Annotated in this window: 25 protein-coding genes; 17 read left to right on the forward strand and 8 right to left on the reverse strand. The window is 65.0% G+C overall.

Features of this window, described 5'->3' with window-relative positions; all coding sequences use genetic code 11:
* Position 1: 1 nt before the first annotated feature.
* Complete coding sequence (locus AL072_RS35090) at positions 2–571, forward strand: hypothetical protein (RefSeq protein WP_045586329.1); 570 nt, start codon at positions 2–4, stop codon at positions 569–571.
* The gene (locus AL072_RS32685; RefSeq protein ID WP_052710508.1) at positions 531–881 is read left to right on the forward strand and encodes a helix-turn-helix domain-containing protein; all 351 of its coding nucleotides are present in this window, start codon (positions 531–533) and stop codon (positions 879–881) included. Before AL072_RS35090 ends, AL072_RS32685 begins: the two co-directional genes overlap by 41 nt.
* Before the next feature lie 70 nt (positions 882–951).
* Here the strand turns inward: AL072_RS32685 and AL072_RS32690 are convergent, their stop codons facing one another.
* Positions 952–1,155 carry an MbcA/ParS/Xre antitoxin family protein gene (locus tag AL072_RS32690; protein WP_060721764.1) on the reverse strand — a complete coding sequence of 68 codons (204 nt, stop codon included), beginning with the start codon at positions 1,153–1,155 and terminating at the stop codon, positions 952–954.
* An 87-nt stretch (positions 1,156–1,242) separates the two neighbouring features.
* Between AL072_RS32690 and AL072_RS32695 the strand changes: the two genes are divergently transcribed.
* Genes AL072_RS32695 through AL072_RS32720 form a run of 6 tightly spaced genes read left to right on the forward strand, consistent with a single transcriptional unit; the run spans position 1,243 to position 4,609 of the window.
* Positions 1,243–1,710: a hypothetical protein gene (locus tag AL072_RS32695; protein WP_045586328.1), complete on the forward strand. Its 468-nt coding sequence runs from the start codon at positions 1,243–1,245 to the stop codon at positions 1,708–1,710.
* Positions 1,707–2,402, forward strand: a complete 696-nt coding sequence (locus AL072_RS32700) for a hypothetical protein (RefSeq protein WP_045586327.1) — start codon at positions 1,707–1,709, stop codon at positions 2,400–2,402. Before AL072_RS32695 ends, AL072_RS32700 begins: the two co-directional genes overlap by 4 nt.
* Positions 2,399–2,824 carry a hypothetical protein gene (locus AL072_RS32705; RefSeq protein WP_045586326.1) on the forward strand — a complete coding sequence of 142 codons (426 nt, stop codon included), beginning with the start codon at positions 2,399–2,401 and terminating at the stop codon, positions 2,822–2,824. The genes AL072_RS32700 and AL072_RS32705 overlap by 4 nt, the downstream gene beginning before the upstream one ends.
* 3 nt (positions 2,825–2,827) lie before the next feature.
* Positions 2,828–3,775 (forward strand): hypothetical protein, encoded by a 948-nt coding sequence (locus AL072_RS32710; RefSeq protein WP_045586325.1) that lies wholly within the window; start codon positions 2,828–2,830, stop codon positions 3,773–3,775.
* Positions 3,776–3,827: 52 nt separating this feature from the next.
* Entirely contained in the window at positions 3,828–4,265 is a 438-nt protein-coding gene (locus tag AL072_RS32715) for a hypothetical protein (RefSeq protein WP_045586324.1), read from the forward strand.
* Positions 4,262–4,609, forward strand: coding sequence for a hypothetical protein (locus AL072_RS32720; RefSeq protein ID WP_144428465.1), 348 nt, complete (start codon positions 4,262–4,264; stop codon positions 4,607–4,609). Before AL072_RS32715 ends, AL072_RS32720 begins: the two co-directional genes overlap by 4 nt.
* Before the next feature lie 142 nt (positions 4,610–4,751).
* Here the strand turns inward: AL072_RS32720 and AL072_RS32725 are convergent, their stop codons facing one another.
* Entirely contained in the window at positions 4,752–4,952 is a 201-nt protein-coding gene (locus AL072_RS32725; RefSeq protein WP_045586322.1) for a hypothetical protein, read from the reverse strand.
* A gap of 64 nt (positions 4,953–5,016) precedes the next feature.
* A complete protein-coding gene (locus AL072_RS32730; protein ID WP_045586321.1) occupies positions 5,017–5,196 on the reverse strand; it encodes a hypothetical protein in 180 nt (59 codons plus the stop codon).
* A gap of 32 nt (positions 5,197–5,228) precedes the next feature.
* Between AL072_RS32730 and AL072_RS32735 the strand changes: the two genes are divergently transcribed.
* The 4 genes from AL072_RS32735 to AL072_RS34750 all read left to right on the forward strand — a co-directional run bounded on the left by AL072_RS32735 (position 5,229) and on the right by AL072_RS34750 (position 6,707).
* Positions 5,229–5,450 (forward strand): hypothetical protein, encoded by a 222-nt coding sequence (locus tag AL072_RS32735; protein ID WP_045586320.1) that lies wholly within the window; start codon positions 5,229–5,231, stop codon positions 5,448–5,450.
* A gap of 74 nt (positions 5,451–5,524) precedes the next feature.
* Positions 5,525–5,659 (forward strand): hypothetical protein, encoded by a 135-nt coding sequence (locus AL072_RS36105; RefSeq protein ID WP_281178721.1) that lies wholly within the window; start codon positions 5,525–5,527, stop codon positions 5,657–5,659.
* An 11-nt stretch (positions 5,660–5,670) separates the two neighbouring features.
* Positions 5,671–6,135 carry a hypothetical protein gene (locus tag AL072_RS32740; protein WP_144428466.1) on the forward strand — a complete coding sequence of 155 codons (465 nt, stop codon included), beginning with the start codon at positions 5,671–5,673 and terminating at the stop codon, positions 6,133–6,135.
* A 197-nt stretch (positions 6,136–6,332) separates the two neighbouring features.
* Entirely contained in the window at positions 6,333–6,707 is a 375-nt protein-coding gene (locus tag AL072_RS34750) for a hypothetical protein (protein ID WP_144428467.1), read from the forward strand.
* A gap of 880 nt (positions 6,708–7,587) precedes the next feature.
* On the opposite strand, the gene AL072_RS32745 is transcribed toward AL072_RS34750, so the two are convergent.
* The 3 genes from AL072_RS32745 to AL072_RS32755 are packed head-to-tail and all read right to left on the reverse strand — an operon-like array spanning position 7,588 to position 10,998.
* Entirely contained in the window at positions 7,588–8,235 is a 648-nt protein-coding gene (locus AL072_RS32745) for a hypothetical protein (protein ID WP_045586318.1), read from the reverse strand.
* A 36-nt stretch (positions 8,236–8,271) separates the two neighbouring features.
* Positions 8,272–10,521, reverse strand: coding sequence for a restriction endonuclease (locus AL072_RS32750; RefSeq protein WP_052710506.1), 2,250 nt, complete (start codon positions 10,519–10,521; stop codon positions 8,272–8,274).
* Positions 10,522–10,527: 6 nt separating this feature from the next.
* On the reverse strand, positions 10,528–10,998 hold the full coding sequence (locus AL072_RS32755; protein ID WP_045586317.1) for a hypothetical protein: 471 nt from the start codon (positions 10,996–10,998) through the stop codon (positions 10,528–10,530).
* A 152-nt stretch (positions 10,999–11,150) separates the two neighbouring features.
* Here AL072_RS32755 and AL072_RS32760 point away from each other — a divergent pair, with 152 nt between their 5' ends.
* The 3 genes from AL072_RS32760 to AL072_RS32770 all read left to right on the forward strand — a co-directional run bounded on the left by AL072_RS32760 (position 11,151) and on the right by AL072_RS32770 (position 12,835).
* Complete coding sequence (locus AL072_RS32760) at positions 11,151–11,567, forward strand: hypothetical protein (protein ID WP_144428468.1); 417 nt, start codon at positions 11,151–11,153, stop codon at positions 11,565–11,567.
* Positions 11,564–12,316 carry a hypothetical protein gene (locus tag AL072_RS32765; protein WP_045586315.1) on the forward strand — a complete coding sequence of 251 codons (753 nt, stop codon included), beginning with the start codon at positions 11,564–11,566 and terminating at the stop codon, positions 12,314–12,316. The genes AL072_RS32760 and AL072_RS32765 overlap by 4 nt, the downstream gene beginning before the upstream one ends.
* A gap of 93 nt (positions 12,317–12,409) precedes the next feature.
* Positions 12,410–12,835 (forward strand): hypothetical protein, encoded by a 426-nt coding sequence (locus tag AL072_RS32770; protein WP_045586314.1) that lies wholly within the window; start codon positions 12,410–12,412, stop codon positions 12,833–12,835.
* Between the two features lie 120 nt (positions 12,836–12,955).
* Here AL072_RS32770 and AL072_RS35095 read toward each other — a convergent pair whose 3' ends face one another.
* Together AL072_RS35095 and AL072_RS32780 are read right to left on the reverse strand one after the other, a co-directional pair.
* Positions 12,956–14,035 carry a hypothetical protein gene (locus tag AL072_RS35095; protein ID WP_158511128.1) on the reverse strand — a complete coding sequence of 360 codons (1,080 nt, stop codon included), beginning with the start codon at positions 14,033–14,035 and terminating at the stop codon, positions 12,956–12,958.
* 275 nt (positions 14,036–14,310) lie between these two features.
* Positions 14,311–14,964, reverse strand: a complete 654-nt coding sequence (locus tag AL072_RS32780) for a site-specific integrase (RefSeq protein ID WP_045586313.1) — start codon at positions 14,962–14,964, stop codon at positions 14,311–14,313.
* Between AL072_RS32780 and AL072_RS32785 the strand changes: the two genes are divergently transcribed.
* Together AL072_RS32785 and AL072_RS32790 are read left to right on the forward strand one after the other, a co-directional pair.
* The gene (locus AL072_RS32785) at positions 14,963–18,820 is read left to right on the forward strand and encodes a phospholipase D-like domain-containing protein (protein ID WP_045586312.1); all 3,858 of its coding nucleotides are present in this window, start codon (positions 14,963–14,965) and stop codon (positions 18,818–18,820) included. The two genes, AL072_RS32780 and AL072_RS32785, sit on opposite strands and share 2 nt — an antisense overlap.
* A gap of 168 nt (positions 18,821–18,988) precedes the next feature.
* Positions 18,989–20,110 carry a PDDEXK nuclease domain-containing protein gene (locus tag AL072_RS32790; protein WP_063840414.1) on the forward strand — a complete coding sequence of 374 codons (1,122 nt, stop codon included), beginning with the start codon at positions 18,989–18,991 and terminating at the stop codon, positions 20,108–20,110.
* Positions 20,111–20,270: the final 160 nt, after the last annotated feature.

The raw sequence follows: 20,270 nt of genomic DNA on the forward strand, positions 1-20,270 counted from the left end.
AATGATTGAGAACGAGAAGGAGGCCGGGATGGCCTCGAACACCAGCCCGAAGGAGGCCGCGGGGAACCCGCATCCCGTCGGAACCATTGACAACGCCTGCGCAACTTGCGTATATGATGGTCAATGGACGCCGGACGACATCACGATCAAGATCCACGACGATCTGACGGACGATCCGATCGTGACGGCGGAAATCGGCACCCCGGACGGTACGCTCTGGGTCATGGCCGAGGTGTCCATCGACAATGAAACGCGTGTGATGACCCTCAAGGGCCTGAACACGCATGGGCACGATGTCGGCAGCCAGGAATACGGTACCCATCGGCTCATCCGGTTGGCCAAGGTCGTCATGGAGGTGATGGATGTCGATCAAACAAACATTGAAGGAGCGATTCGGCGGTCGGGTGCAAATCCAGGCCGTCTCCCGCGTCCCTTCCGGATCAAGCGTTCGCCTCCGTCTCAGCGTCCTGCCGGAAGCAAAGCCGAACACGCCGAAGGCGGCGGTGATCCTGGCGCAGCGGCACCTGGGGATGAAGAAGGCGCACATCGCCCTGACCCGACTGCTGGATGAAGGCAGCGTCGTCGTGGAGGTTCCCGTCGTGGAAGATGTCGGTGTCCTGATCCAGGAACTCACCGAGGTCGGCCTCGACGCGGCCCTCCACGAGCCGCCGGAGACGGTGGATGTGAAGGCCCTGCGCGAGCGGGAGGGCATGAGCCAGGAGGAGTTCGCCCTCTGGTATGGTCTTGACGTCTCCACCCTGCGCAACTGGGAGCAGGGTCGCTCACAGCCCGACCGGACCTCGCGGACGATGCTGCACATGATTTCCGTGTCGCCGCGTCAGGTCAGGGAGAGCCTCGACCGCGCCATCGCGGCCGAGTGATCCCGGCACCAGCCGAAGGGCACAACGACACCGACAGGGCGGCTTCGTGCCGCCCTTCGTCGTTCGGGGATCAGGTTCGCAGGCCGTAGATCATGCGGTCCAGCAGCCGCATCACCCGTTGCGCACCGTCTTCGTCTTCCGCGACATCGAGGGGCCGCTGACCGCCGAGATCCGGATGCAACGTCGTCAGCCACGCCTGAGCGTCGGCGTCGTCGGACCAGACGCTGGCCGTCCGCCGCACCATGGCCATGACCTGCTCATCCGGGTTGCCCACGCTCTCCTCCACCGCGCCTGCCTGTTGGCTGCGACATGCGTTATCATATCCAGGGTTGATGGCGGAGAGACAACGCTGGAGGGCATCATGCACTTGGATCTGGAGGGAGGAGCACCGGACAAGGCCACCCTGCGGTCTCTCCTGCTGCAGTCCGTCGGCGAAGCCCGCGCGCAGGGCATCACCGGCCGCGACGCCCTGCTCGACCACGCACAGGCCGCCGTCGCCCGTTGGGCTGATGAGTACCACCAGACCGTCGATCTGGCTCAGACCAGGGCGCGGATGCTGCGCTTCGCCGGCGGGGTGAACGCCGCCTTCTGGGATCAGCCGATCCCTGAGCGGGAAGCGCTGTCTGAAGGGCTGGCGGCGCTGATCGACCACGCCTGGCGGAATTATGCGTCATGCCTGTGGGCGGAAGACCTCGCCCAGGACGATGATCCGCAGTCCGTCTGGCCGGCGGTCGCATGGGCCCTGCGCACCCGCGGAGCGCCTGATCCCCGTGCTGTCTGGCTCGCCGACGCCATCGAAGCGGCCGGCACCGGGGAAACGCGTCCATGATCCTGATCCAGATGGCGTTGGTGCCATTCGGGGACGTAATCGCCGGCGAGCATCCGCTGGTCACGGGGGCGATCTCGTCAGCCGTCGGCAACGATGGCCAGCCGGCTCATGCCTACCGGATCACCGTCCTCAACGCGGCCGGGCCGGGCCATGTCGTGAGCGGCACGGTCTCCAAGACGGCCTCCGGCCACCGGAACCCGCTCCACCTTCTCGCTGCCGTCGCCGCCGACGTCGATCTTCAGGTGCTGGGCAGCAACTACGCCGCCACGATGCTCGACCTGCCAGCCGACGATCCACGGCGCCTGATGGACCGCCGTCTGAAGACCAACGACCGGGCCGACACCGCCATCGCCGCCATCCGCTCCCTGGCTGCTGCCGGTGAAGATGGCCGCGCGGCCCTGGAGCGCATCGAGGCGGCGCTGGTCGTGGCAAGAGCCGGCGCCGCCGGGCAGCGCGAAGCCGAGGGCTTGCTGACAGATCCTGACATCATCGACGCCATCGCCGACGGATTGCCGGTGCCGGGGACACCCGGTATCGACTACGAGATCCGCAGGTTTGTCGACGATGACGGAGCAGTGGTCAGCGTTGCTGGCGGTGGCAGTTTTCTGGCAGAACGCGGTCGGTACGCTGACCCGGCGGCGAAGCGTGAGCAGATCCTGAGCGACCATGACCGCGGGCTGAAACGGCGATGAGCATCGACTTGAACCGCCTCATCGCTCGACATCAGGACCGCCTCGACATTGGGATCGCGTCTGATGCCGAGATCGTTCGCGTGATCGTCGACAAGATCGACGACGCGCCCGTCAGCGAGATCGATGCCTGGCACATCATCGCGCTCCGCGACCGCAGCGGGGACGAAGGGGCGGACGTGTCGCTGCGGTATCTCGGCTTTGCGCATCGAGGGCCTTGGATCACCTCCGATGTCCTGTCCATCTCTCGGGATCTCAGCGCAATCCAGACCAGGACCAAGGTCTATACGCTTCTTGATCCGGCCCCTGGTGAGATGATTCATCCGCGCTTGGTCGGGCTGGTGAAACAGGCGCTCGTCAGGTGGGGTTTCGACGAGGCACTGGATCTCGGCGTGTCCGACAGAGATACCACTCGGATGGAGTGACTGATGACGACCCGAGACGATCACCTCGATCTCGTGGCCCGCCTCCTGGGTGCTGCCGACAACTTGCCGACGCCGGAAGAGGCGCGCCGCAAGGCCGTCGACACCGGCCTCACTCTTGGCCTTCCGCGCGTCTGGCTGCACGCGCTGCCCACGATCGATCTGCTGCCCGAAGGCTACCGCGATGGTCCTGGCTCCGACCGCAGGTACGAGCCGGACTCCTTCCTGAAGTTCAAGGGACTGGAGCATGCCGTCCGGTCTGGTCGTGTTGCCGATCTCAGCCCCGATGATCTCGACCTGATCGCGGAGGCGCTGGAAAACGAAAGTGCCGGCGACGGACCCAGATGGATGCACGACCGGATGGAAGACGTGCTGTTCATCCTGGCTTGGCCGAAGCGCACATACGCGCTCCATGTCGACCTTCGGATCGCCGCCGAGGGCATCCTCGATGCGCTCGACGCCTCGCCGTCGTCGCTGCTCTACTCCAGCCCAGCCGACATCGATCAGGAGTGGCAGTCGGCGACGTACCGGATCCATGCGCTCGATCCCGACGTCGTGCTGCCGGAAACGTCGCCGTGGCCGGATCTCGCCGCTCTGCTGCGCGCCGTCGCCGATCGGATCGCCGAGGGCTTCGAGGCCGGGCAGGGAAGTCTGCGCAGCGCTGGAGCAGATGTGGCGCAGCATCTGCTCGAAAAGGGTTGGTCGCGCGAGCGCGTGATCGCCGATCTCGCCATCAACACCACTGAGATCGAGCGGATGCGGGCAGCCGGTCGCTTCCCTGTCCGCAGCGGCGACGGCCAGCAGGAGCCGCTGTTCGGTACGCATTTGCCTGACGCGGCCGCGGTCTGGCTTCGCGCGGAAGTGACCGCCGCGATGCTCGCTGCCCGCGACCGGTTGCCCGCCGAGCGGATCGCCGCCGAGGTCATCGGCGTGGCAGAGCGGGAGCAACAGTAATGACGGATCTGTTCGGCTTTTCCCCATTGGGGAAAGGCCGCCAACGGAGGTGATGATGACACCGCACGATCGGGAACTCGTTGACTTGCTCTGGGCGGCGTTGCCGCCAGAGGGGAGGGAGGCGTGGGCCGACATCTGCCGGCATCTCGGCCCGGAACGCCGCCGGGAAGAAACGCGCGATGTCGGCCGGGTCATCAACGACATCGCCCACGATGTCGCCGTGGTTGTTGGCGACCCTGCGGCGGTCGCCCGTGCCGTCGAAAGGGCCGTCGCGCTCCGCCAGGCCGACAATGCCGCTTCCAACCGGGGGAGCGCACGCATGGCGGTGATCCGCGCGGCCATCGACGCCGGAATGAGCGGGTTAAAGTCCGTCGCCTGGTATCGCGGTGCGGTCCTCGGCTGCGGGCTGACGCCGGCGGAACTGGTCGCCGCGGGCCGCGTCGCGGAGGCCATCGCCGCGGCGGCACGCGCCAAGCCGGACACTCCGTGACCGACCTTCCACCACGACGCCCGCCCTTGGAAATCCTGGCGGCCGCCGCCAGCACCCGAAGCGTCGACCAGGTGACGCCCGACGACCTTCGCCTGGCCTTCGGCGCCGTGCTGGCTGGCACCGCCGACCCGATCCAGATCAGCCGGGCCCGCCGCGCCATCGCCGACGGCGACCCGCTGGTGCTCTACGTCGCCTGCGGCCACAGCGAGACGGCCGTGGAGCGGTTGCTGGAGGCCCTGGTTCGCCTCGATCCGACGTCCGCCAGGAGTGCCGTCGTCGCCGCAATGCACCTCCGCCTGACGCCCGCCCTGATCGCCGGCTGGGCGCGCCTGGGCAAGGGATAATGCCTGAAAAAAGGAATGATCATAGGGCGAGGCCATCGCGCCAAGCCGTTGTGACGCCAACACATTTCAGCGCCGGGATGACCTGATTTCGGAATTGTTCGACAGAAGAATTCTTCTGGCGTTCGCGCGATGTGGCGGAAGGTCAGCGGGTCTTGTGCGGCAGCACGATGCGGAGCCTGGCCTTGGCCATGTCGAAGCCGGTGAACATCGAGTTGGCGCGCTGCAGGTCAGCCGGCGTGATGCGACCTTCTGCGATGGCGCGGTCGTCTTCATCGCGCCATCGCTGTTTCCGCTCGTCGGCACGTAGGGTCTCGTCGTCGCTCAGCCCACAGTACGCGCGCATGCCGCCCCTCCACGTAGTCCAGATGATGGTGTGCCGGCACCGGCAGCGCGTCAACGGCCCGGTGTTAGAACAGCGACAGTTGCCGGGATGCCTCCTCGACCCGCTCGGCATGCCGCCGAGCCGCGGCTTCCGCCGCCTCCATCGCCGCCTCCATCGTCGGTGCGACGCCGTTGCCGACGTGCTGACCGGCGCCATCGCCGGCGGCCGTGACGACCCAGGCGAATGCGCCTTCCGAGCCTGCCATGGCCGTAACGGTCAGGACGCAGCCATGGGCCGATGCTTTGGCCGCCGTGTAGGTTCACCTGGTCTTCCTCGGCACGCCATCCTCCACCGCTTCCCGCCGGCTTCCTCGCTGCCGACGCCGGTCTCGACGGCGATGTCGACACCGCCCGGGCGCTGCTCGTCGTCGCCGTCGTCTGCGCGATCACTGCCGTCGCTGCGCTGGACCTCGACCGTACGGCCCGGCTGCTCGGCCTCATCGGCATCCGGAGGCGCTGAACCGGCACCGCTTTTCGACACCGTTCCGACCGGCCGAAAAGAGCCGGCGGGCATATCAGAGAGGGAAGCACTCCATGAAGAAGAACACCACCACCGCCCGCGCCGCTGCGCTGCTGGCCCTAACGCTGGGCCTGACGGGCTGCGCCGGCATCGGCGAGATCGTCGTCCACCGCGGCAGCCGCTCGACCGCGGCAGCCGTCGCGCCGTGATGGAGGTCGTCATGAACGTCACCGCCGTCTTGGTGCCATCGCAGAAGATGTTGGAGAACGCCCAGGGCTACATCGCGGACCTCGAAGCCAGCGATGCGGAAGTGCTGGCCGGCCGCACCGGCCATTACTGGGTCAACTTGGCTGGCCCACTGCTGGCGCACACGCGCACCATTGCTCGCGCATACGCTGGTATGCCGGCCGGCATGGCGGCCCTGGCGGCCCTGGCTGACCCGTCTGACGCCGCCTGGATCCGCGCTCTCCTGCTCGATCCCGACCGTCGTCAGCGCCTGCTCGCCGACATGGCGCACGTTCATCCCGCCGGCAGCGGGCCGCTGTCCGATGCGCTGATCTACTGGCGCCGGACCGTGCCGCAGATGTCTTCCGAAACCCTTCGCGGCGCTGTCGCCGTGGCCGTCGCGCTGATCGACCGGCCGGTGCCGGCGCCCGTCCCTGAAATCTACCCGACCCTGGCCTGAGCGCCATCATCACAGGAGCAAAGCACATGACTTCGATCGCCCCGCCGCCCGGCACCCCGACATCTGCCAGCGTTTACGTCCTCGGCGGCAAGCCCATCAACTTGCCGACGGAGCAGGGGTCCGAGTAGCAGAGGAACAGAAAGTCCGATTGGCGCATCATTATGTTATTTCGTTGGGCCCTTCTGACGAAAGGCACGGTGAAACTCGACACAGCAAGCCAGGATGATATCCTTACGAAGGTGGAGGCAAGGGGCATTCACAGAATTGCCATTAAAGAGGATGGTCAAATGCCGCAGCAAATGAAAAAGTTCATAGACATTGTCAACAAGTATAATGAGGCCCTCATTAAGAGCCAACGCATTTTGCTACAAATAAGTCAATTTGGAACTGGATTCGAGTCAGAGGGCGTTGTGATTTCACATTCTGGCCATGGCAGGCCAGAGCAATATTATATCCCAGCAGATGCCAATTTGACTGATGATGTCTTGAAAGAATGTGAAGGAAAGGATGGAGACGAACTGCTAAATATTCTTACAAAATCAGGAATCCTGAAGAAGATATCTGCGCAATAATTCGACTTTGGCGCTGGCGGTGTCGGAAATCATGTGTTTTCCGTCAGGGGGCGGAAAATGTTCGCGAGACGGCGCAAGCCCCCGGAAATCGTGAACGGCAAACCCTGTCGGATTGGTCGGCTGTACGGAAACGGCTTCAGCGGGGATTTTCGTGCAACCGGCCGCCCCTTATGTCGGTTTCCTGTTCCGTTGGCCTATGGCAACGATTCGTGAAATATTGACACACTTCTCAACGCAACCATCTGATAAATAACGATACAGCACCCGCTGAGTGGCAGTTCCAAGCCTTGAAAAGGGCTGGCTCCGATAGCGAAATTCCACTGCCTCCTGCACAGGTGTTTACGAAACTATAGGTTCGTGAACGCCGAAAACGCCGATTCCCGCCTAAGCAATTTCAAAGGTTTGGCACCGGCCCATGCACAGGGGTTTAGTGAACGCCTCGGGCCTCCAAAAGAGGGGTTTGGTTTAGAAAACTCTGATGTATGTCTATAATGTCGGAATCGTTGCCGTAGGCCCCGTTGCTCCCGGAACCCCTGTTGCTGGTCGCTCCGGCTCGGACCTCTGCCGGTGTCATGACGAAGCATTGTGGCGATCCGGGCCTGCCTGCCTTGGGGAGACGGACGATGATCCAGAAATCGCCCATTACCTTGTTGAGCGTAGACCCAAGGGGCACGGCGTTCCGCCCTCTCACGGTCTTGACCTGAATTCCACGGAACGCGACTCCTTCGCCGTCATACGCGACGATGTCGATGCCAGCAGCATTCCGTGCGGTCGGCATAACATTCCATCCGATGGTCGAAAGATGAAAGCACGCGTAGTAAAGGCCAATGTTCCCGGTAATTTGATTGGACACCATTTCTCCCCTTTGCCTTGAACTTGCCTACGCCGAAACCGCTCCCGAAAGCGCTGGCTGAGCCCTAACAACCAAGCATGGCTGCGACAGCACGCCCACCCCGACGGGCCACCCGGTCCGCAGGAGCGCTGCCCCCAGAAGGTTCAGGCAAACGGAGTCCCCGAGGTCACTGGTCATGGGCGCAGGTCCTGCGGCCTTGGCCTGGAACCGGTGAAGGGCAGCCCGCGCGTCCGCGACATGATCGACGGTGGTCACCGATCCCTTTCGTCCGACGCCGCTGACGAACGCCTCGAACAAGAAGACTTCGCCGGGACGCGTCGGCAACGTTGTCCAATCCAGGGATGCCGTAGCGAAGGGACACGCCTTCAGGAGTCCGGCCAGGATGTAGGGCACGACAACAAGGCCCGTGACCAGCGCACCGCAGCCTGCGCCGGCGCTGAACGGGCGGTTGGCCTCGCCGGATCGGCCGCGGGTCAGGTACTCCGGTAAATCGCGCATCGGCACATACATCGGGGCCTCGAACCCGAGCGCCAGCGGGCCGGTGCGCATGACCTCCCCAGACCGCTCGATGAAACGGTCCACATCGCCGCCACTATCGGAAAGCGATGGTCCCTCAATGGCCCAACCGAGGTTCTTCTTCTCAGGCGATCCGATGTCGACGACGGCGACGTGCATGCTCATCCTTCCGATCGTGCTGGGACTGAACATTGGTCAGGTGTGGAGCAATTCGATGGCCAGAACGTCGCCAGCGAGGCACACGATGCCGCAGTCCTCGGCAACGGCCTCCGCCTCGGCGGTGAACCGGCTGGTCGTGACTACCATGCCTCTGGCGTCGGGCATGTGGTGCTGGATGCTGCCGACGAGTTCGCGGACTACGTCCGGTCCGACGGGCCGGTGGAGCGCCCAACACTTGCATTGTACGAACCAGGTCTCCCCACCCCTGACGCACAGCAGATCGATGCCTCCGTCGTTGCGCGGGGTCCGGTGCTCGACGGCGAAACCTTGGCGCTCCATCCAACGGCCAACGTCGCGTTCGAACGCGAACCACTCCGGGAAGGCTGTCGTCACGCGCACCATCTCGCTGCGCAGTAGACCGAGTGCGGACCGGCTGCGGTAGACCACCGACCGCAATCCGCCACGGACGGAATGGGGCCGCACGAAGGTGTGACGCTCGGGGATGACGTGACCGAAGCGCCGGGCGAGTTCCATCTGTAATGCGCTCGCTCTGTAACCTTTCGGCAAGCGACGGATATGCCCGGCTCTGACCTGCCCCTCCTCCCCATGATCCCTGAGCCCAAGGTGCTCTCGCACCCGGTCAGCCGACACAGACGTGACGTAGGCCACCCGCGGCAGATAAACGAAGCGCGGTTCGTCCCGGTCGGATCGTCGCTCGGTTGGTGCTCGGGGAGCGGCGAGAGAGATGACGCGTTCCCGTTCCTCGACGACCCAGAAATCACGGACGATCGAGGCCAGCACAACATGAAGGATACCAAGCGCCTCACCCGATTGGTCATCGTGCTCCATGTTGGGGGCCACCGTATCGATGTAGGCGGTCTCCGGGTCTATATGGGCGACGCGAAACAGCCGGCTGCTGGTCCGCAGGATGACGACGACGCCACCGATACCCTCGTGGAACTCCGCGCTCACGTACGGGCCGATGCGGATCTCGACTGTCGCTCCGGGTGGAATCGTCCAGCGCTTCTCAATGGCGGCTTCAGTGATGATGTCGGCAGCGATGCCGATGAGTGCTCCCGGCGTGTCGTCGGCGTGCACCGTCTCCCAAGCGTCGCGTTCAGTCTGTGTTGTGTCGATGGGGATGTCAGAACCATCAAGGACGCCGGGCGGAACGATGGCCAGCGCGAGGGGCAAGCATTTCCAGAAGATCGTTGCCAGGTGCTCGTCCATTGACGTTGGATCGATGCGGATCGGGTAGAGGGCGTCCGTGCTCGGATCGAGGGCCGTCCAACACCGACCCGACTCCGTCCACTGTGGAAGTCGGAGCCCAAGATCGAGCGTGTTCATGACAGTGCAGTAAAGGTCGATATGCTCCTCCGCGACATCAGCGCTCTCGTCGTTAATGAGCGCCGCGTGTTCGCGCTCCAGATCACGGCGACATTGGACGTCGCCGGCCAAGATTGCCGATTTTTCCAGGAACTCGGCGAATGTCGACGTGGCCAGGAGCACCTCCGTCAGACGGTTGAGTGTCGGGGTGTGGTGGAAACGCGTCGTCGGTGTCGCATGCTTTACGTCTTCGTACCGCTCTCCCACGGTCTCCGCGTGGACCATCAGGGACATCGCCCACCCCATCCGGACATTGCGATCGGGGGAGCCGTAATCCCTGAACGCCGACGACCAAGTGGCAACGATGGCATGCGCCTCCGGCACGTTCATCACTGGTGACGTTGCGGCACAGCCTTCCACGAAACCAACGCACTCAGTCCATGCTGCGTCGGCTTCCGGCGTCGCCCGGAGATCGTATTCGCAGGCGCCTTCGACCTTGCCCATGCGCTCGATCGCGATGATCAGGCGACCAGATCTCAACGCCTCGAATTCCGCCGTCCCGAGACGAGTCTGCAGGCGCTGAATACGGCTGGCCTTTCCCGCAATGAGAATGTCGAGGCTGGCGCCGAAGGCTGTCTGGCATGGAAACGGCTGTGGGTGCACCCGGCCGTTTTTGCCGGCAATGGACGTGAAGGCGACCACAGTGCCGTTCACGATGCGGAACGGTGCCTCCCATGGATCTCGGCGGCTCTCCATCTCCTTGGCCAGCCGTCGGATCGCGCCGAGTTCGGCTGGCGGAAGCAGGCGGGACCGCGGCCAGCATTCGGGGCGTGCCAGTCGATCCGGCATGTCCACGCTGACCGTGCGTATCGGCATGTCGTGGTCGATGCCAACCATTCCCGTCATGTTTATCCCCTGCATCGCGCCTGATTGCGCGGTGTAGACCTTCTCGCCCGGCATTCGGTTTCAGCCTTGGCCGGTGCCGGTCACCGCCATCATCACCGTGCCCCCGAGGGCGATCCAGCCGGCCGCATAGATCAGCAGCAGGAAGAGCATCGCGACCGAATGAACGATGCCTGTTATGACCACCTGGAAACCAGTCTCCGACCGGGCATCCCGGATCGCGTAACGGCCGTAGTAGACGGGCGCGAACACCACTCGGAGGACGCCGTGCAGTACGGCGCCGCCCGCCCGGACGGGATGGCGCCAGACCAGCACCGCGATCTCGCCGACTTCGTGCACAACCGCGCCGATCCCCTTTCCAGCGCAATCGGCCGCCTGGATCGTCCCCACCAGAACCGCGCGGACGAAGGCCCAGGCGATCGTCAACACGATCAGAGCCCCGATGCCCCACAGGAGGATGTGCAAGAACCCGAGAACGGTCGCGCTGCCAAAAAGCAGGGTCGCCAAGATCAGGAGCAGCAAGATGTCGGTCATTGCTCACCTCCGGCGGCAGAATGGCACCCGGTGTGTACTGGCGCAAGGGATCACCACCTTCAGGGGCAGCGCCGCCGCCATGCTCGCCGTTGTTGCGAAGCCATCGGTCGCATCGTAGCCTGCCGTGCAGGGACGGCAGGTGCGAGGCTGACGTGGCGAAGGGATCGGTGACGAGCATGGGGCTGTCGGAGATCCTCGACGAAGGCAACCCGCCGACGATCGAGCGGCTCCACGCGCTGACCCAGCGTGGATACGCGGCCGAACTTGGGAAGACGGACACGCCGGACGTCATCTGGATGCGGCATCCCGTCGCTGGACAGCCGCGGGTCATCCTATACGGCAATGGCATGATCGCCGTCCTGCGCGACCCAGCCAGCGCGCAGCAGATTGTGCCCGACGACGAAGACGGCTTCCGGACGTTCGTTGCCGGCATTCCAGTCCCGACTTGTTGGCAGCGTGGCGCCGACACCAGAATCCGGATCCTCTTCTACGCGGGGCTGGTCCTGGCCTGGGTCATGCTCTACGCCATGGGGGCCTGGGTGTGGGATGTCGAGCGGAGCCTGCTGTGAGCCCTGCGCCTGACGACGGAACCATCCTCGCCGCGCGCCGTGCCGTGGAAGACTGCCGTGATCGGCTCGGCCCAGAAATCCTCGCCTACAAGGGCGAGTTTGTGAACTCTCGTCTCGGATCGATCCGCTCGGCACCGATCTACTTCCTCGGCCTGGATCCCGGGCCCATCCCGGATTTTCCAAACCTCGAGGCACGGACAGTCGGACAGGACATCGAGGCGCTGCTGGCCGGCGCGCCGCACAAATACCGCGCCGAACGGTGGGGAAGGGGAAGGCGGAGCGATCTGCAGGATCAGGTTCCAGAGACGATCCGTCGCATCCTCACCCTGCTTGACGGTCGATCGGTGGACCTCGACGAGGCTTACGAGATCCCGATCAGCAACCTGTGCTTCAAGCGCTACTGGAACGAGATCGCCGGCTCTAAGGCTCAATACATCGACCTTGCCCGACGGTGTTGGGCGGCTCATCTTCGGCTTCTGGACGTCATCCGCCCGGTTGCCATCGTGGCGCTCGGAACAGGGCAACGGACAAGCGCAGCCGCCTTCTTCGAGGCGCAGGCCCGGGAGGACGGGCTGTTCTCGCAGACGCGTGTGTTCCGGGCTGGAGCCGCCCGGAAATACGAGATCGCGGTTCAAGGCACCCCGACGCCGGTGTTGTGCTTCCCGCACTTCAGCCGTGGCCGGGGCATTCCGCCTGCGGAAGTGTTGGAGTGGGCCGTTGGTCAGGTGGCGCCTTCCACTGGCGGCTGATGGTGGTCGGGGAAGACGGAAAGCCCAGTCCGCCCCCGTTGCCCTTTCGTTCCTCTCTGCCTTATCCTGCTGCCGGAACCAGGAGATTCGGCTATGGACGACAACGGTGAACACGGCACCGACATCCACGTGCACACCGGCGGGCCCCTCTCCGCCCACCACCTCCTCCTTGGCTTGGCCCGAGAGCACCGTGTCGCGCTCCACACGTTGGCTGACGACGTCGACCACTCCGTCCTGGCGGCCGAGGCTCTGGAGATCTGGCAAACGGCGCCGGCCATAGACGGCTCCCGGTGGCGCTGGCTCCTGCTCTCGCGGGGGCTTGTGATTGAGGAAGCGCCCGGCGATCCACACCGTCTGCGGCCGCACGAAGCGATCGTCTTGACCGTTACACGATCAATGCTGCCAGATCGAGAGGCGGTCGGTGCCTTCCGGAAAGGGCTGAGGTCCGCTGGCGCGTCCTGCTCCCTAACCCGCATGGCGAGGACCGTCGCGCGCGAACACGATACGGTCGTGGCCTGATAAGCGAGTATGTAAGCCCCCGGCGTTTCCAAGCGCCGCCTGAAGATCGGGGAGAAGATGGGCGGCCAACTGGCCGCCCTCTTGTTTACCGGAAACAACTCTTCTGCTCTCGCGCCGAACCTATTGCCCGTCCATGCGCTGCCGGACCTGTGCCACCGAGACGACCACGTCGAATGCCGCGCAAACGCGAACGCACTCGGCGAGATGGACGGCGTTGTCGATGTCGAACAGGTGGATCCTGCGCCTCCGATCCGGCCAGTATGTGCTATAGGCGAGCGCCTGCCCGAGGGCATGGCGCCAGTGTCGGCCTTCTTTCACCTCGACGATTTCACTGGACGACAGCAGATCGCACCAGCCGGAACCGCACCTGACCTCACGCTTCGCGCCGATCCGCAGGGCCTCCTGGTCCCGGTAATACGCCTCCCGCTGCACGGGCGACAGGCGCGTGAGCGTCCTGCGGTCGCCGGGGACCGTGACGACCGTCGCCTTCAGGTTCTTGGCCTTAATCTCCGTTCCAGCCGCCCTGGCCACAGGCTTCGCCGGTTTCGCCTGCGTCGTGTTCGAAATGCCGGCGTCACCGGCAAGATGGCGCAGCGAAACACGCGCCCCACGGTATGGCATCGTGCGGTAGGCAGCCTCCGCCGGCTCTGAGGGCACCGGGGTCATGCTGGCGGCGGAAGGGAGTGGCTGGGGCGCGTCCACCGGCTGCGTAACAGCGGTGTCTTCCGACGGCACCGGTTCGTCGCTGGTAACCAACAGCGCAACCTGTTCGCCAGGCTCCGCTGCGACACCCGCTCTCTGCGCCCGAAGCCATGCTAGGTACGCCTCGCGCTTTTCCCGCTCCCTCTGCGCGTGGGGAGAAAGCGGTGGTGGTGGAAGGGTGTTGATCGACGGACCACCGCGGATCCTGCGGGCGCGCGGCGCCGGTGTTGCTGGCTCGACTCCTTCAGGCGCCTTTCCCGCTTCCTGTTGCCGTCGCCGCTTCCGTGCCGATCTTTCGGCATCGGGGGCAATGGGCGTCCACAAAGACGATGGGATCAACCCGCTGGTTGGTTGCGCCGATTTTTTGCGCTGCTTGGGGGCTTTGCGCCCGCTGCTGCGAACCGGTTTCGGCCCAGGGTTCAGCAACTCGTCGAACGAACTTTTTCCCGGCCGCCACCCCCCTTTCTTCGGCGAGTTCCGCCCCTTGCCCTTTGCCACCACATGCCCCCGCAGACACCTTACCGCCCAGCGAGATTACCGAATGATCGTGGACGGTGAAAGGCGGCACCTCGGCACCGTAGTGTCGGTTTCCCGCGTCGCGCGGAGGCGAAAACCGCCGTCCCGATGCGCGGCAGATCAGAACAAGGGGTGGGTGAACGCGGCCCTTACGCGATCGAATGGGTGACCGGTCGTCAGGAGGACCGGTCGAAGATCTTCCGCGCGAGGGAGGTCAGCCGCGGAAAATCGCCGCGGTGACGTTGTCGCGGAACAACTCAGCCTCGCGGACATAGATCGCCGCAACCTTCGGATCCGTATGACCGGGTTTGTTTCATGACACTGGTCAAGGACTGGCCATGGCGGCCGGCCTCGGTCGCTAGGCCGGATCGGAGGCTATGCCCCGACCAGCGGCCGAGCAGGACGGGTTGGCCGTTCTTGTCGGTGACGACTTCCTCGGTTCCGTCGCCATGCCGGTCGCGCTCAATGAGACGGCGCCAGGGCCGGTCTTCTGGCTCGTCGGAGAGCGCCACGGCGGTGATGAGGCGCCGCACGATGTCCGCGACGCTCTCGCCGGATAACCGCTTGTCGGTCGGCCAGCCATATTTCTTGAGGCCAACGAACAATGGCGCCGTCGGCTCCTGGGTGCCCCTAACAGCGCACCACTCCTCCCAAGCCCGCACCGGGCAGCAGGGGTCGTTCGGGGCGCCCGCCCGCCAGATAGCCTTGTGCGCGCTGATGTGGTTGGCGTCGCCGGTCTGGCTCGTCTTCGAAACCCTGATTCGCAGGACCAGCCCTTCCGGCCGCTCGGAGACGTCCCGGAGATCCAACGCGACCGTCACTACGGCGGGTGCATAAAGCCGCTTTGGTTTGCCCCTGTCACTCGAAGGTGGTAACAGACCCGTCCTGATCGAAAGGAGGTCCTTGGTCATGACTGCTTCGCTCGCGCCGCTTTCGTACTGGCTCGATGTCGAGGCCATGACACCACCGAAGGAAAGCCTGGATGTCCGCGGAAGCCGCTGGAAGCGAACCTCCCGCGTCAACCGTACCGACACCGTGGAGTGGGCCTTCCGCACCCGTCCCGGCGTCAAGGTGGTCAACCGGGTCCGCATCGGCCTGCTCAACCTCGACGATGCCGCCAAGGAGATGGTCCTCGCCCTGAAGGGCAAGATCAAGGAAAGCCCGGACCCCTATCAGGAGCCGAGCAAGGAAACCGGCTTCCTCGCCACCTTCCTGGTCGACCGCGACGGCGCCCCCGTCCACGGCTCCTTCCAGATCACCGCCCACGCCTGGAAATGCGCCCACCTCCTCGGCAACACGGACCTGGGCACCACGATCGCAGATTTCCGCAAGGCCGAGGAGACACTGTCGGCCGCCTTCAACGCGGCATTTCCGCATGCCGAAGACAAGCCCATGCCGCTCTCCGGCGACTGGATCGTCAAGGCCCACGACGTGCTCATCACCGGCCTCGGACGCCTGCCGGCCGCCGTCATCGATCCCAGAACAGCCCCGGACGACGCCACCGTCGCCATCCTGCTTCAATCCCACAACGACAGGACCGGCACCCTCACGCCCGCCGACGCCGGGTCGCTCAATGGCTTCTTCTTCGACGATCTGGAGCGCGTCATTGCCGACGCCGGCAAGAAGCCGGTCAGTGGCGGATTGGCCGCCTATCTGGGCCCAGCCTTGCCCGAGGACGACCGGAAAGACCTGCTGGCCGACGATCAGAGCCGTGCCGTCGCCTTCTCGGCTCCGTCCATGCTGCCGCTGGGCAAATGGCCCTCACGCGGCACCGATCCGCAGGCCGCCGAAGCCAGGCACAGCCTGTCGCTGATGCAGCAGGTGGCGGTGAACGCCGCCTTCGACGTGCTGTCCGACGATGCCGGCCTGTTCTCCGTGAACGGTCCGCCAGGTACCGGAAAATCGACCCTGTTGCGTGACGTCATCGCCCAGGTCGTCGTCGAGCGCGCGGCGGTCATGGCCGCCTTCGCCAAGCCCGCGGATGCCTTTCAGCCTGGTCCGCAGGTCCGCATCGGCAAGGACATCTATTCCTCCTGGGCGCCCGACGACCGCCTGCGCGGGTTCTCCATCGTCGTTGCCTCCAGCAACAACAAGGCGGTCGAGAACATCACCCTCGAATTGCCCGACGCCAAGAGCATCCAGCCGTCACATCTGTCCGGCCTGGACTATTTCACCGATGTCGCCCAGAACTTCATGCCGGATCCGGAAACCCGCGCCTGGGGGCTGATCTCCGTCGCGTTCGGCAACAGCCAGAACCGCCGCCGCGCCGCCGAACTGCTGTGGAATTCGTCCCAGAGCGCGCCGCCGAAATCCGGTTCCGCCAAGAGCGCCGCCCCGTCCGCGGCGTCCAAGACCCTGGCGTCCATGCTGAAGGACGAACCGGGAACCAGGGACGGCTGGACCAGGGCCGTCCGCCGTTTCGCCGTCTGCCGGTCGGAGGTCGAAGCCATCCTGAAGGTCTTCAAGGATCTCCAGACGCTTCCCATCGCGGTCAAGGACGCCATCGAAGCCGGCGGGATCGCCGATCTAGCCCTGCAAGACGTCACTGCTCAGGTCGAGCAGGCCAAGGAGGCCGTGGCCGCCGCCGAGACGGAGATGAACGACGCCGCAGACCGGCTGCGCCGGGCTGAAGCCGCGCTCGACCGCCTTCCCAAGGAGGCTGGCTGGTTCAGCCGTCTCATCAACCGGACGGGCGCGCAAGCCACGGACGCCGAGCGCGCGGCAGCCCGGCAGCGCTGCACCGAGACCGACCAGGCGCTGGAACGCTGCCGCGAAGCGCAGAAGGCGGCGTCCCAAGACGTCAAGGCGGCCGAGGGCCGCTTGGCCAAGGCCAAAAGCGAGATGGGGGCGGCCATGTACGCCCATGCGATGGCTTCCGAAGCGCTGAGCAAGGCCGAAGCGCGGATCGCCGGCATGAAGGACCTCATCAGGCCCGAGAATTTCGCCGCATTGAGCGAGGCCGAGCGCCACAAGGTCTCCCTCTGGGTTTCCCACGAACTCGACGTCAAGCGGGAGGCCCTGTTCCTCGCCGCCCTGGAGGTGCACAAGCAGTTCGCGCTCTGCTCGGAAGGGCGCGTCCTGGAGAACCTCGGCCTGTTCTTCCAGCACCTGACCGGCTTGCGGGCTGTACGCAAGAGCGATCCCGCCACGGTGCGGAATCTGTGGGACACCCTGTTCCTGGTCGTGCCGGTCATCTCCACCGCCTTCGCGTCGGTCGGGACCATGTTCGCCGAGGACATCGGCCGGGAACAGATCGGCTGGCTGATCATCGACGAGGCCGGCCAAGCCCTTCCGCAAGCCGCGGCCGGGGCCATCTGGCGCGCCAGGCGCACCATGGTCGTCGGTGACCCCGAGCAGATCGAACCCGTCTCCACGATCGCGGAATCCGTCTCCAGCGAATTGATGGCGCGCCAAGGCGTCAGCGATCCCCGTTTCGACGCCACCATGGCCTCGGTCCAGACCATCGCCGACAGCGTCAATCCGTTCGGCGGCTTCCTCGCCAAGCGCGACCGGGTGACGGTCAAGCGCCGCGTCTGGGTCGGATGTCCGCTGAAGGTCCATCGCCGCTGCGTCAACCCCATGTTCACCATCGCCAACCAGGTCTCCTACGGCGGTTCCATGGTGCTCGGCCGCCCCTCGCCGGACGAGAGCGCCTGGAAGGGACCGCGGCCGGAATACGGCCCCGGCGGCCTAACGTCCTGCTGGCTCGACATCTCGGGATCCTCGACCCCGACGACGCACTGGATCGAGGACCAGGGCCTGAAGGCGCTGGAGATCGTCGCACGCCTCGCCGCCTTCGACCGTGACATCGGCACCGCCCTGACGGACGCCGGCGGCAAGCCGCTCCGCGCCCAGCACCTCAACAGGAACGGCACACCCAACCTGTTCATCATCGCGCCATACGCCTCGGTCGCGGAGGAGTTTCGCGCCCTGCTCCGCAAGCACAAGGAAGAGATGTTCGCCGGACTTGCGGACGAGGTGGTCGAAGATTGGATCAGGACCTCGGTTGGGACGGTGCATTCCTTCCAGGGCGGCGAGGCACAGACCGTGATCCTGCTGCTCGGCGGCAACCCGGCCAGGGAACGGGGCATCGCCTGGGCGGCCGAAAAGCCGAACCTGCTCAACGTCGCCGCCACACGCGCCAAGGCGCGCTTCTACATCATCGGCGACAAGGCGATCTGGACCAGGCTCGGACCGGACACCTTCGGCCTGATCGCCGACACCCCGGAGTTCCCGACCATCCTTGCCGAGCCGGCCTTCGTGCGGCAGGCCGACAAGGAGCGCATCGAACGCATCTCCACGCTGGACGGCCATCTCCAGGTCCTGGCCGATGCCTTCGCCCAGGCCCAGCGCCGCATCGTGATCACCTCACCCTACATGACGCTGGACGCGGTGGGCTTCGAGGGCCTCAATCTTCCGGCCTTGATCCGGGCGGCCGGCGGGCGTGGTGTGCGGGTGGGCATTTACGTCGACCCGACGCAGAACCGGAAGAAACCCGATGATTACCGCCAGGCTCTCCAGCGCCTGGCGGACGCCGGCGCCATCGTCCGGGAGACATCTGGCTTCCACAACAAGTCGCTGGTCGTCGATGAGACGGAGATCGTCGAAGGGTCCTTCAACTGGCTCTCCGCCCAGCGCCGGGCCGGCATGACCTTCCAGCGGCACGAATGTTCGCTCCGCTACCGCGGCCCGAAGGCGGCGACCTTCACCGAAGCGGCGGTCCAGGAATTGAAGGAGCGTTGGGAACGGCGGGACGCGGCGGCATGATCCTGATGGCCATGCGCCGAAAATTGGCTATGTCGCGGATCCGGCGGTAGGATGCTGCCGGAGCCGCAGCCGGGAAGCCTCTTCCAGAAGGATGAGGAGGATGTCACCCACAGGATGCCAAGGCGAAGCGGATAGTCGGACAAAGCGAAGCGTGAGGGTGAGCACAGCATGGCAAAGAGCGTTCTGCCGGATGGCTACGCCGAGTGGGCTGAGAGCATCAAGGCACGCGTTCAGGCGGCTCAGACGCGTGCCGCGCTGGCCGCCACCAGGGAACTGATCGTGCTCTACTGGGAGATTGGCCGGGAGATCCTGGACCGACAGGAGCGACAGGGATGGGGTGCCAAGGTCATCGAGCGGTTGGCCGCTGACCTGCGAACCGCCTTCCCGACGATGAAGGGCTTCTCGCGCACGAACCTGCTATACATGCGTTCCTTCGCGGCCGGCTGGCCTGACCGAGAAATTGTCCCACAACTTGCGGGACGATTGCCGTGGGGGCACAATCGAGTCCTCCTCGACAAGGTGAACGATGCCGACGCGCGCCGCTGGTATGCTGCGGCCGCCATTGAGCATGGTTGGAGCCGTGACATGCTGGTGCACCGGATCGAGCACCGGCTGCGCGAGCGGCTGGGCAACACGTCCGACAACTTCGGCGTCACGCTGCCGGCTCTGCAATCTGATCTGGCGCGCCAGACCTTCAAGGATCCCTACCTGCTCGACTTCCTCACGCTGGCACCGGAAGCGCGTGAACGGGATCTCGAACGCGGTTTGCAGGAGCACCTCAAGAAGTTCCTCCTGGAACTCGGCAAAGGCTTCGCCTTCATGGGCACGCAGTACCCGCTGCAGGTCGGTGACCGCGAATTCTACATCGATATGCTGTTCTTTCACACCCGACTGATGTGCCACATCGTGATCGAGTTGAAGGTTGGCGAGTTCAAGCCGGAACATACCGGCAAGATGAACTTCTACCTGAATGCCGTGGACGATCTGCTCAAGGGGCCGGGGCACAATCGCAGCATTGGCCTGATCCTGTGCAAGGAGAAGGACCACCTCGTCGTCCAGTACGCCCTTCACGGTGTCGAGACACCAATCGGGGTGGCCGAATACGTGGTCGGCTCGCCACTTCCTGAGACGCTGTCCGACATGCTGCCGACGGTCGAGGAATTTGAGGCGCAACTCGGCGAAGCATCATCCCCGGAACCGCCGGCGTCCTATGGCGGTCATGATGCGCAAAGCAAAGCCGAGGACCGAAATGATATGTCGGAGGACTCCGAGGTTCGTCCCGGCGGCTGAACCTGCCGAAGCGGCCTTCGATTGGTCGATGACGCTGGATGCGGTTGGCGTCAAGGGCCGGCCAGCCATGATCCAGTTGCCAGCGGGCGTGGCGTACAGGTGGGCATCTATGTCGATCTGACACAGAACCGGAACCCTGGGGCTGGATGTGTCTACTTCC

The sequence above is a fragment of the Azospirillum thiophilum genome, assembly GCF_001305595.1.
Lineage (GTDB): Bacteria > Pseudomonadota > Alphaproteobacteria > Azospirillales > Azospirillaceae > Azospirillum > Azospirillum thiophilum.